This window comes from Pseudomonas sp. P105, from assembly GCF_032614175.1.
Classification (GTDB): domain Bacteria; phylum Pseudomonadota; class Gammaproteobacteria; order Pseudomonadales; family Pseudomonadaceae; genus Aquipseudomonas; species Aquipseudomonas rhizophila.
Genome location: NZ_CP126693.1, coordinates 101,216 through 114,951, shown reverse-complemented (window position 1 = coordinate 114,951; position 13,736 = coordinate 101,216). Strand labels below are relative to the sequence as shown.

The window sequence follows — 13,736 nt, the reverse complement described above, 5'->3', positions numbered from 1 at the left end:
ATCACAGCCTTCAACTGCGGCTGAAGGCTGTGATCTGTTTACCCTGCAGCAATTGTGGTCGAATGCACACCTGCAGTTTCAGCGCACAGGCAGTGCGCGCTGTCATGAGGAATTCGAGCATGAAACGATTCGCCCTGGCGGTCATCAGTTGCGCATTGGCCACGTCGGCCCTCGCGGCCCCCAAATCCTGTGAAGAACTGAAAGCTGAAATCGAAGCGAAGATCCAGGCGAATAACGTGCCTTCCTACACATTGGAAATCGTGACCAATGATGAAGTGCATGATGAAAATATGGTCGTGGGCAGTTGCGAAAACGGCACCAAAAAGATCATCTACCAGAAGAACGACAGCTAAGCCGTCCTACGGAACGCAATTGACCTGCCGTTCTTCGGCCACGATTTCACGCTTGGCGTTATAGAGTCGGGCGCTGGGGGTAAACGCCAGATTGCGACCCTCCAGGCGATAACGCTGGCCCGCCTCGAAATGGTCGTAACGCACAAGCATGTAGCACAGCCGCTCTTGCGGCTCGGCTTGCATACCCAGCCCACCACCGCCAGGCACCTCGAAGTCGAAACGCACTTTCAGTTCGTGGCTGCCCGGAGAAACCTGGAAGAAACGTCCGTCCGGCAGTCGTTGGCCATCCAGGCTTTCAGCCATCAGCATCTTGCCGCCCGGCATGGGCGTGGCGAAGTCGATCCAGGCCATGTTCGGATCAATCTTGGGCGGCGGGCTGGTTGCACAGCCGCTCATGGAGACAAAGGCCAATAGCAGCAGAGGTAGGCGCATGATGATTTCCTGAAGTCAGACAATGAGCATAGCGCCGATCAGCTTTGCTGACAGCCTGCTGGCGTGCCTTGGCCCACGACTTTTCGCTGTTGATCATAGAGCTTGGCCCATGGACGGAAACCGATGTTGCCAGCCTGCAACTGATAACGCTGGCCTGCGTTGAAGTCCTTGAACTTCACATTCAACCGGCAATCGCGCCACAGTGGCTCGGCATTCGGGCCGATGTTGCCGGGCTCGACGGCAAATTGATAACGCACCGTCAGCTCATGGCTGCCCGGCTGCACTTCAAAATAACGTCGGTCGAGAGACGTCTTGTCATCGACTTCCAGCGCTTGCAGCGCCGTGTCCTGATGGCTTCCCAGGTCGATCCATGCCTGCGACGGATCGGGATCGGGCAAACCGGCGCAACCGCTCAGCAGCAACAGGCCACTCGTCAGCATCAATACGCGCATAGCGAAGCTCCAGGCAGGCGGGATAGTCTTGTGGGCAGACTTTCCCAGGGTGATTCCAATTGATCAGGCCGCATTCAAGCCATCGGTTACTCGACCGTGTTTTCCGGATTTTGTTTCCAGGCCTCCTGCTTTTGTTACTCAACGGTTGTGCAAGCGTGGGTTACTACAGTCAGCTCGCCAGTGGACAGCTACGGCTGTTGCAGGCCCGAGAGCCGATCGACCAAGTGATTGCCGACCCCGCCCGCGATCCTACATTGCGGGCTCATCTGGCCCAGGCGCGTGCGGCACGCACATTCGCCAGTGCGCAGTTGCACCTGCCGGACAACAAAAGCTACCGCCTGTATGCGGACATTGGCCGCCCATTCGTGGTCTGGAATGTCTTCGCCACGCCAGAATTTTCCCTGGCCCCGCAAAACCACTGTTTCCCCATCGCCGGTTGCGTGGCCTATCGCGGCTACTACAGCCAGGGCGCCGCCCGTGGCGAGGCAGCCTTGCAACGCTTGCGGGGCATGGATGTGGCGATTGGTGGCGTAGAGGCCTACTCGACGCTGGGCTGGTTCAACGACCCGATCCTGAGCTCGATGATGCACTGGGGCGACGAACGCCTGGCGACGCTGATCTTTCATGAACTGGCGCACCAGCGCTTCTACGTAAAGGACGACACCGAATTCAATGAATCCTTTGCCACCTTCGTCGAACAGCAAGGCACCCGGCAATGGCGCGCCAGTCGCGGGCTGGCCCCGGACAATGGCAAACGGATGCGCCAGCGCGAGCAATTCATCCAACTGGTCCTGGACACGCGTCAGCGGCTGGAACAGCTCTATACCCAACCCCTGCCGGCCGAACAGATGCGCCAGCGCAAGGCCCAGGAGTTCGAGCGCCTGCGCGCTGATTATCAGCGACTGCGCGACACCCGGTGGGCAGGCGACAAACGCTACGACGCGTGGATCTATGCGCCGCTGAACAATGCGCGGCTATTGCCGTTCGGCCTGTATAGCCAGTGGGTGCCAGCGTTTGCGGCGCTGTTTCAACAGGAAGGCGGAGACTGGGTTGCGTTTTATGCCGCAGTGGAAAAGCTTGGCAGTTTGCCGATTGATGAGCGCAAAGCGGCACTGAAGGCGCTGGCAGGATCGAAAATTTCTGGTGATTGAACCGGCCTCATCGCGAGCAGGCTCGCTCCCACAATAGATCTCAGTGAACGCGGCTTGCATGTACAACACCGCCCCCTTGTGGGAGCAAGGCTTGCCCGCGATCGCAATATGACTACCCCTGCAAAAATGCCCGATGCAACTCATCCAGCGTCTGAAAGTGATACGCCGGGCCCTCGGCATTCAGCTCCTCATAACTGCCAAACCCATAGCCCACCGCCGCGGCATCCAGCCCATTGCTACGAGCGCCAATCAAATCGTGTTTGCGGTCGCCAATCATCAAGGTATTCGCCGGGTCGAGCCCTTCTTCAGCCATCAGGTGAGCAATCAACTCAACTTTGTCGGTGCGCGTACCGTCCAGCTCACTGCCATAGATCACTTTGAAGTGCCGGGCGAAGTCAAAGTGGCGGGCGATTTCGCGGGCGAAGACCCAGGGTTTGGAGGTGGCGATGTACAACTGCCGGCCCTGCTCGCCCAGGGTTTCCAGCAGGGGCATCACACCGTCGAAGACGCGGTTTTCGTACAACCCGGTGACTTTGAAGCGTTCGCGATAGAAATTCACCGCCTCCCAGGCTTTCGCCTCATCGAAGTCATAAAACTGCATGAAGGCCTGCAACAGTGGCGGGCCGATAAAGTGTTCGAGACGGGTCAGGTCGGGTTCGTCGATGCCCAGTTGGCTCAGGGCGAACTGGATCGAACGGGTAATGCCCTCGCGGGGGTCGGTGAGGGTGCCGTCGAGGTCGAAGAGTACGGTCTGGTAATGCATGCAAATTCCTGGGTAAGGGCGGGACGATTCAGAGCCGGTCGTAGCCTTCGGCCAGATGCAGGTCCTTGAGCTTCACGTAGTTCGCCGCGCTGTAGGTGAAAAAGGCGCGTTCCTTGTCGGTCAGCGGCCGGGCCTGTTTTACCGGACTGCCTACATACAGGAAGCCGCTCTCCAGGCGTTTGCCCGGCGGTACAAGGCTGCCGGCGCCGATGATTACGTCATCTTCAACCACCGCGCCGTCCATGACGATGCTGCCCATGCCGATCAAGACCCGGCTGCCCACCGAGCAGCCATGGAGCATGACCTTGTGGGCAATGGTCACGTCATCGCCGATCAGCAGCGGGAAGCCATCGGGATTGAAGGGACCGGCGTGGGTGATGTGCAGCACGCAGCCATCCTGGACGCTGGTACGGGCACCAATGCGGATGCGGTGCATGTCGCCGCGAATGACCGTCAGCGGCCAGACGGAGCTGTCTTCGCCGATTTCAACGTCGCCGATCACCACCGCGGTGCTGTCGACAAAAGCGCCGCGGGCAAGCCGTGGGCTGTGATTCTGGTACGTGCGAAGGGTCACGATAGGCTCTCTCTTATCCGGTGATAGGCGCTGCTAGCTGCGGTGAACGTCGATTGTAATTAAGATGGGTCCATGTTTCTTCCAGCCAAGGTGTCAACCGTGAGCGTGAACAACCCTCTTTTGCAACCCTACGACCTGCCGCCGTTCTCGACGATCCGTGCCGAGCACGTGCAACCGGCCATCGAGCAGATCCTGGCTGACAACCGTGCCGCCATTGCGGAGATCCTCAAGACCCAGGGCACTCAGCCTACCTGGGCCGGCCTGGTGCTGGCGATGGACGAGCTCAATGATCGCCTGGGCGCGGCCTGGAGCCCGGTGAGCCATTTGAACGCCGTGCGCAACAGCCCCGAACTGCGCGAAGCCTACGAGGCCTGCCTGCCGGCGCTGAGTGCTTACTCCACGGAGCTGGGCCAGAACCGCGAGCTGTTCCAGGCCTTCGAAGCCCTGGCGAACAGCCCCGAAGCCGCCGGTTTCGACGTGGCGCAGAAAACCATCCTGGAACATTCCCTGCGGGACTTCCGTCTGTCGGGTATCGATCTGCCGCCCGAGCAGCAGCAACGCTATGCCGAAGTGCAAAGCAAACTGTCGGAACTGGGCAGCCGCTTCTCCAACCAGTTGCTGGACGCGACCCAGGCCTGGACCAAACACATCACCTCTGAGGCCGCCCTCGCCGGCCTGACCGACTCGGCCAAGGCGCAAATGGCCGCGGCCGCCCAGGCCAAAGAGCTGGACGGTTGGCTGATCAACCTGGAATTCCCCAGCTATTACGCGGTGATGACCTACGCCGAAGACCGCGCCCTGCGTGAAGAAGTCTACGCCGCGTACTGCACACGCGCGTCAGACCAGGGCCCCAACGCCGGTCAGAACGATAACACTCCAGTGATGGAAGAAATCCTCGACCTGCGCCAGGAATTGGCCCAACTGCTGGGCTTCGCCAACTTCGCCGAGTTGAGCCTGGCGACCAAAATGGCCGAATCCAGCGATCAGGTGCTCAGTTTCCTGCGCGACCTGGCCAAGCGCAGCAAACCATTTGCCGCCCTGGATCTGGAACAGCTGAAGGCGTTCGCCGCCGAACAGGGCTGCCCCGACCTGCAAAGCTGGGACAGCGGCTTCTACGGTGAAAAGCTGCGCCAGCAGCGTTACAGCGTGGCCCAGGAAGCCCTGCGCGCCTACTTCCCGATCGACAAGGTACTGAGCGGCCTGTTCGCCATCGTGCAGCGCCTCTACGGCATCGAGATCGCCGAACTGAAAGGTTTCGACACCTGGCACCCGGACGTGCGCCTGTTCGAAATCAAGGAGAACGGTCAGCACGTCGGCCGCTTCTTCTTCGATCTCTACGCGCGCGCCAACAAGCGCGGCGGCGCCTGGATGGACGGCGCCCGCGACCGTCGGCGCACCTTCGATGGCGTGCTGCAAAGCCCAGTCGCCAACCTGGTGTGCAACTTCACCCCGGCCGACAGCGGCAAACCCGCGCTGCTGACCCACGACGAAGTCACCACCCTGTTCCACGAGTTCGGCCATGGCCTGCACCACCTGCTGACCCGCGTCGAACATGCCGGAGTGTCCGGCATCAACGGTGTGGCCTGGGATGCCGTGGAGCTGCCGAGCCAGTTCATGGAAAACTGGTGCTGGGAGCCCGAAGGCCTGGCGCTGATTTCCGGTCACTATGAAACCGGCGAACCGCTGCCCCAGGACCTGCTGGAAAAAATGCTCGCGGCGAAAAACTTCCAGTCCGGCCTGATGATGGTCCGCCAACTGGAGTTCTCGCTGTTCGACTTCGAGCTGCACGCCACCCATGGCGATGGACGCAGCGTGCTGCAAGTGCTCGAAGGCGTGCGCGACGAAGTCTCGGTGATGCGTCCACCGGCCTACAACCGCTTCCCCAACAGCTTTGCCCACATCTTCGCCGGCGGTTATGCGGCGGGCTACTACAGCTATAAGTGGGCGGAAGTGTTGTCGGCCGATGCGTTCTCCAAGTTCGAAGAGGACGGCGTACTCAACGCCGACACCGGTCGCGCCTTCCGTGAAGCGATCCTGGCCCGTGGCGGCTCCCAGGAGCCGATGGTGCTGTTCGTCGACTTCCGTGGCCGTGAGCCATCGATTGACGCACTCTTGCGCCACAGCGGCCTGACCGAGGACGCAGCAGCATGAGCGAGGGGCCTGTGATTACCAAAAGGCGCTTTATCGCCGGGGCAGTCTGCCCGGCGTGCAGCGAACCGGACAAGTTGATGATGTGGAACGAAGACGGCGTGCCGCACCGTGAGTGTGTGGCCTGCGGTTATTCCGACACGCTCAACGAACAAGGCCTGTCGGTGCCCAAGGAGTTGGGCACCCGGGTCAACACATCGGCGCTCAAAGTCCCGGACGCCAAGGTCCAGGCGGTACAGTTTTTCCCCAATCCCAAGTTGAAGAAAAAAACCGACTGAAATCTTCGGCATCACCTTCCGGGCCGCCCGGCCCGGAAGCGATACATATATACCGCAACGCGTCACGCCTTCCTCTCCAGACTGTTCCCCAGTCCAGACAGACAGGAAGGCTGCCATGCCCGACAATGACAATCCGCTGTTGCAGGCCTATGACCTGCCCCCCTTTGCGCAGATCCAAGCCAAACATTTTTCACCGGCCCTCGACCGGATCCTTGCCGAGAGCCGCGATCAAGTGGCCGACATCATCAAGACTCAGACACCCTTCCCCACCTGGGACGATCTGGTGTTGGCCATGGACGAGATTCACGCCCGCTTGAAGGGTTTCGACGACCTGCTGGATCTGCTGGCGTCCACCCGGCCGGGAGACGACTGGGTCCAGGCTTCGCTCGACTGCAGCGAACGGATGCAAGATTTCCAGAACGCGCTGAGACACAATCGCCAATTGTTCCAACTCTATCAGCGCTTGGCCGACAGCGAGATTGCCAGGCACTTCGAACCGCCTCGTAAAAGAGTTCTGGAGAAGGCCCTGCGCCAGTTTCGCCAGCACGGGTTGGCCCATACCGCAGCGTCAGACTTGAAAGCCCTGCAGCAACGCATTCAACAGGGCCGGGAATTGTTCCTCGATCAGTTGCAAAAGGCCAACAAGGCCTGGAGCAAAGCGTTCGACGATGAGGCTCAGTTGAGCGGCCTGGCGCCGCAATTCAAACAACAGCTGGCCAAACAGGCCCGCGAGGCCGGGCGCACGGGATGGCTGCTGACCCTCAGTGATGCATCGTTTGGCATCGTCACCAGCTACGCGGACAATCGTCTTTTGCGCAAAGAGGTTTACCTGGCCTACAGCACGCGCGCCTCGGACCAAGGCCCCGACGCTGGCCGGTTTGATAACAGCGAGGTGCTCAGACGGTTGCTGGAAGATCGTCGTCGATATGCCACGTTACTGGGTTATTCGAATTTCGCTCAAATGGTGATCGAGCCTGAGCAAGCCGAGTCTCCCGAACAGGTGATGGGGTTCTTGCGCGATCAGCTTGAACAACAACAGGACCTCTTTGCCCGCGACGCCGAACAGCTCAGGGCATTTGCCCTAAGGCAAGGTTTCACCGAGCTTCAACCTTGGGATTACCCGTATCTGGTAGAAAAACTTCGTCAGCATACGGCCGGCATCTCGAAGCTGGCCCTCAGCGCCTGGTTCGAGCTGGAGTCCACCTTTTCGCAGCTATTGCTGATCGCCAAGGATCTGTTTGGGGTGGACATTCTCGAACGCGCTGACGCGGCCACGTGGCATCCGGACGTGCGTCTTTTCGAAGTCCGCGAGTGGGACCAGACCATCGGCTACATCTATTTCGATCCGTTCGAGCATGCGAACAGAGACGGTTACCCGAACACCACCACCCTGCGAAACCGCCGCATCACGGCCGAGGGCCGGCCCCGACATCCCATCGCCGTGTTGCACGGCTGGCTGGCGCGCAGCTCAGATGCATCGCCGGTCTTGCTCGACCATCTGCAACTGCGAATTCTCTTTCATGAGTTCGGCCATTGCTTGCACCATGTGTTGACCCGCGCCGAGTATCGCGACGTGTCGGGCATCACCGAGCTCTCCCGGGACACCTCGGAATTTGCCGGGGTGCTACTGGAACAATGGTGCTTTACCCGGCAATGCCTGGTCCGTTTGTCAAAGCATTACCAGACCGGCGCGGCCATGCCCGATGCCATCGCCGATCAGTTGCTGACCTTCGCCAACACTCAAGCCAGCTGGGAAACCGCCTCGCTGCTGCGCAACGCGCTGTTTGACATGGAACTGCACCTGACCCACGGCGATGGGCGCACGGCTCAGCAGGTATTCGATCAAGTCAGCGCCCAAGTCGGGCATCTGCCCGTATGGGGGAGCGAACGCTGGCCCAATGGCCTGGATTACATGGTGACCGGTTATGCGGCCCGGATTTACGCCTATGCCTGGTCAAAAGCGTTGGCAATCACCGCGTTCCAAAGGTTTGAGCAGGAGGGGTTGTTCAACGGGACAAAAGGCCGGGCGTTGCGTGAAACAATATTCGGCCCTGGCGATTCAAGGCCTCTGGCCGAGTCCGTGGCAGCTTTTACAGGGATGTCAGCCGTCAGGGTGAAGGGCGAATAACCTGTGGGTCGGGCTGACGAGTCGTGATGACGGAACCGACCCAGCTTTGCAGCGAGCAAAGAGCAAAAACGCTGGTACTGCAGTCGCCGTTGGCCAGCGCAACGCGGAGCTTCTCAACATCGGCCCGCATCATGTAACGAATCCCGTCCTTGAAGTGCGGGTTGTTGCCGAAGCCGCCTTCAGTCATTTCGTTCAAGGCCTCCTCTTTGCTCCAGCCCTGTACGACCACCCTGTACATGGCCGCCACCAACCCGGTGCGGTCCGAACCATGCTTGCAGTGCATCAATACCGGACCATCGGTTTCGGCAGCCTGAATGGCGCGCAAGGCGGCGAGGATGTCGCTGTCGTCCACATGATTGGTGCGATAAGGCAACTGCACTTGCTTGACGCCGGGTGTGGACAACCAACTCGCGTCCGAATCCGGCAGAAATGTGATGACTGTGCCGATGTTGAGCCTCGTCAGCAGAGGCAAAGCATCCGCGTCCGGCAAGGCGCTGCGGTAAAGCGCCGGCGACATCTGATAAAGGTTGTAGCGCTTTTCCACCGGCTGGGCCCATTCGGAAGACCTTGCCTCGCCCAGATCGGCCGCTAGGGCTTGGGACTCGGCAAAGACCAGGAACAAGGACAGGAGGAGCAGCGAGCGGGAATAGAGTTTGAACATGCGTGGACGACCGAAACGAAGAAGAACGAGACGGTCAGTTTCGGCACGAGCCGGTTAAAGGCCTGTGAGCAAGACGTCAACACGACGTGAACACGATCCATAGCGGTGGGCTGCTGAACGGCGCTGGCCTAATTGAATTCCAGCGAATACTGTATGCACATACAGCAACGGAGCCTTCCAATGTCCATCTCTCTTCCGCCCCGTGGCCGTGGCACCGCCACCAACCCGCACAACCGCTTCGCCCCGAGTCGCTCGGTGGTCGAGGATGATGGCTGGTATCAGGAAGTACCGTCGACCCAAGGCACCGAAGTACGGATCGAAACAGCCAAGACCATCATCACCCGCAACACCTCGCCGGATCTGCCTTTCGACCGCTCCATCAATCCATACCGGGGCTGTGAACATGGCTGTATCTACTGCTATGCGCGGCCCAGCCACGCTTACTGGGACATGTCGCCCGGGCTGGATTTCGAAACCAGACTGATCGCCAAGACCAATGCCGCCGACGTACTGGAGGAACAGCTGTCCAGGCGTGGCTATCAATGCGCCCCAATCAACCTGGGCTCCAATACCGACCCTTACCAGCCGATCGAACGCGAACATCGCATTACGCGCCGGATTCTCGAAGTGCTGCTGCGCTACCGTCATCCGGTGACCATCGTCACCAAAGGCTCGCTGATTCTGCGCGACCTGGACCTGCTGACCGAGCTGGCGCAACAGCGCCTGGTAAAGGTCATGATCAGCCTCACCACCCTGGACGATGAACTCAAGCGCATCCTCGAACCGCGCGCGGCGGCGCCCAAGGCGCGATTACGGGCGATCAAGGTCATGCGCGAGGCGGGCATTGCCGTGGGGGTGCTGTGTTCGCCGATAATCCCGATGATCAATGACAGCGAGATTGAAAATCTGCTGGCCGAGGCCCACGCCGCCGGCGCGCAGAGTGCTTCCTACATCATGTTGCGCCTGCCATTGGAGGTCGCGCCGCTGTTTGAAGAATGGCTGCAGGCGCACTACCCGCAACGCGCGGCTCATGTACTGAGCCTGGTTCGCCAGAGCCGTGGCGGCGAACTGTATGACAGCCGCTTCGGTTCTCGGATGCGTGGCGAAGGCCCGTTCGCCGACCTGCTGGCCCAGCGTTTCGCCAAGGCGCTCAAGCGTCTGGGGCTTGAGCGCCGGGAAGGTTACAATCTCGATTGCAACGCCTTTTGTCCGCCGGGCCGACAGATGTCTTTGATTTGATTAAAGTTGAACGTGGGGCATGGGCAGGCATGAGCGACGCTTGCTTCCCGGTCACACCTGTAATCGTTGTTCTAGAGCCTTTGATTCAGTTTGAGTTAAGTTTCGGTCGCTACCTTGTTCATCGAGTGACTGACAAGTCGAACATTTCGACCTGGATGTTTTTTAACCAGCCACTGGCGCTATACCGTCAAAGAGGATGAATCATGAGTGACAAGGATAAACAGCCGTTGGCTGCGTCGGCTTCAGCCCAACCCGAGGCGGAAACCGCCGATGCAGCGCTGCAGCATATTGTTGACGGCTTTTTGCATTTCCATCACGAAATCTTTCCCCAGCAGGAAGAGCTCTTCAAGAAACTCGCCACGGCGCAAGCGCCCAGGGCGATGTTCATCACCTGCGCCGATTCGCGCATCGTGCCCGAGCTGATTACCCATAGCTCCCCAGGCGACCTGTTCGTGACCCGCAACGTCGGCAACGTCGTTCCGCCGTACGGGCAGATGAACGGCGGCGTCTCCACCGCCATCGAATACGCCGTGCTGGCCCTCGGTGTGCAGCACATCATCGTCTGCGGTCACTCCGACTGCGGCGCCATGCGTGCAGTGTTGAATCCCGACACCCTGGAAAAAATGCCCACGGTCAAAGCCTGGTTGCGCCACGCCGAAGTGGCCAAGACCATGGTTCATGACAACTGCCCGTGCGGCGACGAAAAACAGATCATGCCCATCCTCACCGAAGAGAACGTGATCGCGCAGTTGCAGCATTTGCGAACGCATCCCTCGGTCGCCTCTCGCATGGCAAACGGCCAGTTGTTCATCCATGGTTGGGTGTACAACATCGAGACCAGCGAGATCAAAGCCTACGACGCGGACCAGGGCTGTTTCCTGCCGCTCGATGGCAGCCATCCGATACCGGTGGCGACGCCTAAAGCGCGCTTCTAACCACTCCTAAACATCCTTGCGTGGTACAAGCCCAGCCTGCCATTTGAGCGGTCGGGCCTTGCCATGCCTGAAGAAAACTTCGGGAGAGTCGCCATGCGTGCTGCTCAATTAAAAGCTGTTCTGCCACGGGAGCTGTTGGCTTCCGTGGTGGTGTTTCTGGTGGCGCTGCCCTTGTGCATGGGCATTGCCATCGCGTCCGGCCTGCCACCGGCCAAAGGTCTGATCACCGGCATCATCGGTGGTCTGGTGGTGGGTTTTCTGGCCGGCTCCAAGTTGCAAGTCAGCGGCCCGGCCGCCGGGTTGGCGGTACTGGTCTTCGAACTGGTGCGCCAGCACGGCGTCGCGATGCTCGGGCCGATTCTGCTGTTGGCCGGTCTTCTACAGTTACTGGCCGGGCGCTTTCGCCTGGGCTGCTGGTTCCGGGTAACCGCGCCCGCGGTGGTCTACGGGATGCTGGCGGGTATCGGTGTGCTGATCGTGTTGTCCCAGGTCCATGTGATGCTCGACGCGGCGCCTAAGCCGTCGGGGCTGGATAATCTGGCGGCGTTCCCTGCGGCAGTGGCCCAGGCGTTGCCGTCGTTCGGCTGGCAGGCGGGTCTGCTCGGTTTGTCGACGATCGCGGTGATGTGGCTGTGGGAAAAGTTTCGCCCTCACAGCTTGCGCTTTGTTCCCGGTGCCTTGCTCGGCGTGGGCCTGGCGACCATTGCCAGCCTGCTGTTGGCCTTGCAGGTCAAGCGCGTGGAAGTCCCGGAGAACCTTGCCGAAGCCATTGATTGGCTGCGCCCGGCGGACCTGCTGAACCTGGCCGACCCCACGTTGCTGATCGCCGCGTTCGCTGTCGCTTTCATCGCCAGTGCCGAAACGCTGCTCTCGGCCGCCGCCGTGGACCGCATGCACAGCGGCGAACGCGCAGACTTCGACCGGGAACTGTCCGCCCAGGGCATCGGTAATATGCTCTGCGGTCTGCTCGGCGCCCTGCCGATGACCGGCGTGATCGTGCGCAGTTCGGCCAACGTCCAGGCCGGGGCCACCACGCGGATGTCGACGATTTTCCATGGCCTGTGGCTGTTGCTCTTCGTGCTTCTGCTGTCCAGCGTGCTACAGAGCATTCCGGTGGCGAGCCTGGCGGGTGTGTTGGTGTACACCGGTTTCAAACTGGTGGATCTCAAGGCGTTTCGCGGGCTGGGACGGTATGGCCGGATGCCGATGTTCACCTATGCCGCGACGGCGCTGGCGATCATCTTCACCGACCTGCTGACCGGCGTATTGATCGGTTTCGGCCTGACCCTGGCAAAACTGGCCTGGAAAGCCTCCCGACTGAAAATCAGCCTGATCGATCTGCCCCAGGAGGGTGAGATGGAATTGCGACTGGTGGGGGCGGCAACCTTCCTGAAGGTTCCGGCGCTGACCCAGGTGCTGGGCACCATTCCGACAGGCGCGACGGTGCATGTGCCGCTCAATAACCTGAGCTACATCGACCATTCGTGCCTGGAGCTTTTGGAAGAATGGGGCCGGGCGAATGCCAGCAAGGGTTCGAAGTTGTTGATCGAATCCCGTGGGCTCAAGCGCAGGCTGGAAGGGCGCTTGCGCACCACGGTGGGGGTGGGCGCAGCAGCTACCTGACACCTTGAGCAAAATGTGGGAGCGAGCCTGCTCGCGATAGCGGTGAATCAGTCGACATTAATGTTGCAGGTTCAACCGCTATCGCGAGCAGGCTCGCTCCCACAGGGATCTGTGGTGGACACAATTTCTGTGAACACCCACAAGGGGATGAGTGTTTCAGCCAGATCAAGCCGCCGGCTGATCCAGCTCCAGCCCTACTCCCAACTGCCGCGACAGGCACGGCCAGCGTTTCCAGGCAGCGCCCGTGTCCGGGTTGCTGAGTTTTTCCCGGTAAGACTCCACCGACTCCAGCGCAAAGCTGTCTTCGTCGAGCATTTCATCGACCGCGTGATGCACCGCTTCATCCAGTTGATTGGCAAAGGGTTCGCCGATCAAATGGTGAGCGATCAGGTTGGCCACCGTCATATCCAACGGAATCAGCGGCTGGCCGAAGTGCTTGATGTACAGGTCGTTGACCTCTTCCACCAGCCGATGGGCCAGGTAGGCTTCGTCCAGCAGGCTGTCCAGGCCAACGTGACCCTCCATGACCTTGGGTGGCTGGAGGAAAAACTGCTCGGCGATTTTCAGCACCGGTTTGATCTGCGATTCGATGCCGGCTTCGCGGGCCACCTCGTTGGCTGCGTCCAGCAGGTCGGGCACTTGCTCGATATACGCGGTGACAAAGCGGGTCATCACGCCCTTGGCGTCGATGTCCGGCAGTTGGATCGCGGCGTGCAGGTTCGGCAGCTGGGCTTCCAGCTGACGCGTCAGTTGGCCGGTCTCGGCCTCATGTTGTTGGGCTTTTTGGATCTGCTCGCGCAATGCGGCGGTGTTCATGACAACTCCAGGGAACAAGGCAATGAAATAAGGAAGACATAACTTAGCTGGCGCAAAAACACTCCTAAGACCTATTTTTCATAAACCTACTCATCCTTGATACGTCGCAGTTATATCGGTTTGCCATCACTCAGGTTCGCATCCTTCTCCATTCGTGGGCTCTAGCGCAAGCCCTGCCTGTTT

Annotated in this window: 14 protein-coding genes; 8 read left to right on the top strand and 6 right to left on the bottom strand. The window is 60.1% G+C overall.

All coding sequences use genetic code 11. The annotated features are described in order from the left end of the window. The first annotated feature begins 119 nt into the window (after positions 1–119). Positions 120–353, top strand: coding sequence for a DUF1161 domain-containing protein (locus QOM08_RS00550; RefSeq protein ID WP_092399797.1), 234 nt, complete (start codon positions 120–122; stop codon positions 351–353). 6 nt (positions 354–359) lie between these two features. Here QOM08_RS00550 and QOM08_RS00545 read toward each other — a convergent pair whose 3' ends face one another. After that, a complete protein-coding gene (locus QOM08_RS00545; RefSeq protein ID WP_316912426.1) occupies positions 360–785 on the bottom strand; it encodes a hypothetical protein in 426 nt (141 codons plus the stop codon). A gap of 38 nt (positions 786–823) precedes the next feature. Next, a complete protein-coding gene (locus tag QOM08_RS00540; RefSeq protein ID WP_047230066.1) occupies positions 824–1,237 on the bottom strand; it encodes a hypothetical protein in 414 nt (137 codons plus the stop codon). A 59-nt stretch (positions 1,238–1,296) separates the two neighbouring features. On the opposite strand from QOM08_RS00540, the gene QOM08_RS00535 reads away from it, so the two are divergent. After that, the gene (locus QOM08_RS00535; RefSeq protein ID WP_316912425.1) at positions 1,297–2,388 is read left to right on the top strand and encodes an aminopeptidase; all 1,092 of its coding nucleotides are present in this window, start codon (positions 1,297–1,299) and stop codon (positions 2,386–2,388) included. Between the two features lie 112 nt (positions 2,389–2,500). Here the strand turns inward: QOM08_RS00535 and QOM08_RS00530 are convergent, their stop codons facing one another. Both QOM08_RS00530 and QOM08_RS00525 read right to left on the bottom strand, forming a co-directional pair. Beyond that, positions 2,501–3,151, bottom strand: coding sequence for an HAD family hydrolase (locus QOM08_RS00530; protein WP_047230063.1), 651 nt, complete (start codon positions 3,149–3,151; stop codon positions 2,501–2,503). A gap of 28 nt (positions 3,152–3,179) precedes the next feature. After that, complete coding sequence (locus tag QOM08_RS00525; RefSeq protein WP_139048747.1) at positions 3,180–3,725, bottom strand: gamma carbonic anhydrase family protein; 546 nt, start codon at positions 3,723–3,725, stop codon at positions 3,180–3,182. A gap of 99 nt (positions 3,726–3,824) precedes the next feature. Here QOM08_RS00525 and prlC point away from each other — a divergent pair, with 99 nt between their 5' ends. The 3 genes from prlC to QOM08_RS00510 all read left to right on the top strand — a co-directional run bounded on the left by prlC (position 3,825) and on the right by QOM08_RS00510 (position 8,279). After that, positions 3,825–5,876 carry an oligopeptidase A gene (prlC, locus tag QOM08_RS00520; RefSeq protein WP_316912424.1) on the top strand — a complete coding sequence of 684 codons (2,052 nt, stop codon included), beginning with the start codon at positions 3,825–3,827 and terminating at the stop codon, positions 5,874–5,876. Further along, positions 5,873–6,151: a YheV family putative zinc ribbon protein gene (locus QOM08_RS00515; protein WP_047230061.1), complete on the top strand. Its 279-nt coding sequence runs from the start codon at positions 5,873–5,875 to the stop codon at positions 6,149–6,151. Before prlC ends, QOM08_RS00515 begins: the two co-directional genes overlap by 4 nt. Before the next feature lie 115 nt (positions 6,152–6,266). After that, positions 6,267–8,279 (top strand): M3 family metallopeptidase, encoded by a 2,013-nt coding sequence (locus tag QOM08_RS00510; RefSeq protein ID WP_316912423.1) that lies wholly within the window; start codon positions 6,267–6,269, stop codon positions 8,277–8,279. Here QOM08_RS00510 and QOM08_RS00505 read toward each other — a convergent pair. Next, positions 8,260–8,940: a tyrosine-protein phosphatase gene (locus QOM08_RS00505; protein ID WP_316912422.1), complete on the bottom strand. Its 681-nt coding sequence runs from the start codon at positions 8,938–8,940 to the stop codon at positions 8,260–8,262. The genes QOM08_RS00510 and QOM08_RS00505 overlap by 20 nt on opposite strands. Positions 8,941–9,120: 180 nt before the next feature. Here QOM08_RS00505 and QOM08_RS00500 point away from each other — a divergent pair, with 180 nt between their 5' ends. The 3 genes from QOM08_RS00500 (at position 9,121) to QOM08_RS00490 (ending at position 12,737) form a co-directional block, all read left to right on the top strand. Beyond that, complete coding sequence (locus QOM08_RS00500; RefSeq protein ID WP_316912421.1) at positions 9,121–10,179, top strand: PA0069 family radical SAM protein; 1,059 nt, start codon at positions 9,121–9,123, stop codon at positions 10,177–10,179. Positions 10,180–10,382: 203 nt separating this feature from the next. Beyond that, on the top strand, positions 10,383–11,114 hold the full coding sequence (locus tag QOM08_RS00495; RefSeq protein ID WP_047230057.1) for a carbonic anhydrase: 732 nt from the start codon (positions 10,383–10,385) through the stop codon (positions 11,112–11,114). A gap of 93 nt (positions 11,115–11,207) precedes the next feature. Beyond that, a complete protein-coding gene (locus tag QOM08_RS00490; protein WP_316912420.1) occupies positions 11,208–12,737 on the top strand; it encodes a SulP family inorganic anion transporter in 1,530 nt (509 codons plus the stop codon). A 165-nt stretch (positions 12,738–12,902) separates the two neighbouring features. Here QOM08_RS00490 and QOM08_RS00485 read toward each other — a convergent pair whose 3' ends face one another. Beyond that, positions 12,903–13,553, bottom strand: coding sequence for a hypothetical protein (locus QOM08_RS00485; RefSeq protein ID WP_047230055.1), 651 nt, complete (start codon positions 13,551–13,553; stop codon positions 12,903–12,905). Between the last annotated feature and the right edge of the window lie 183 nt (positions 13,554–13,736).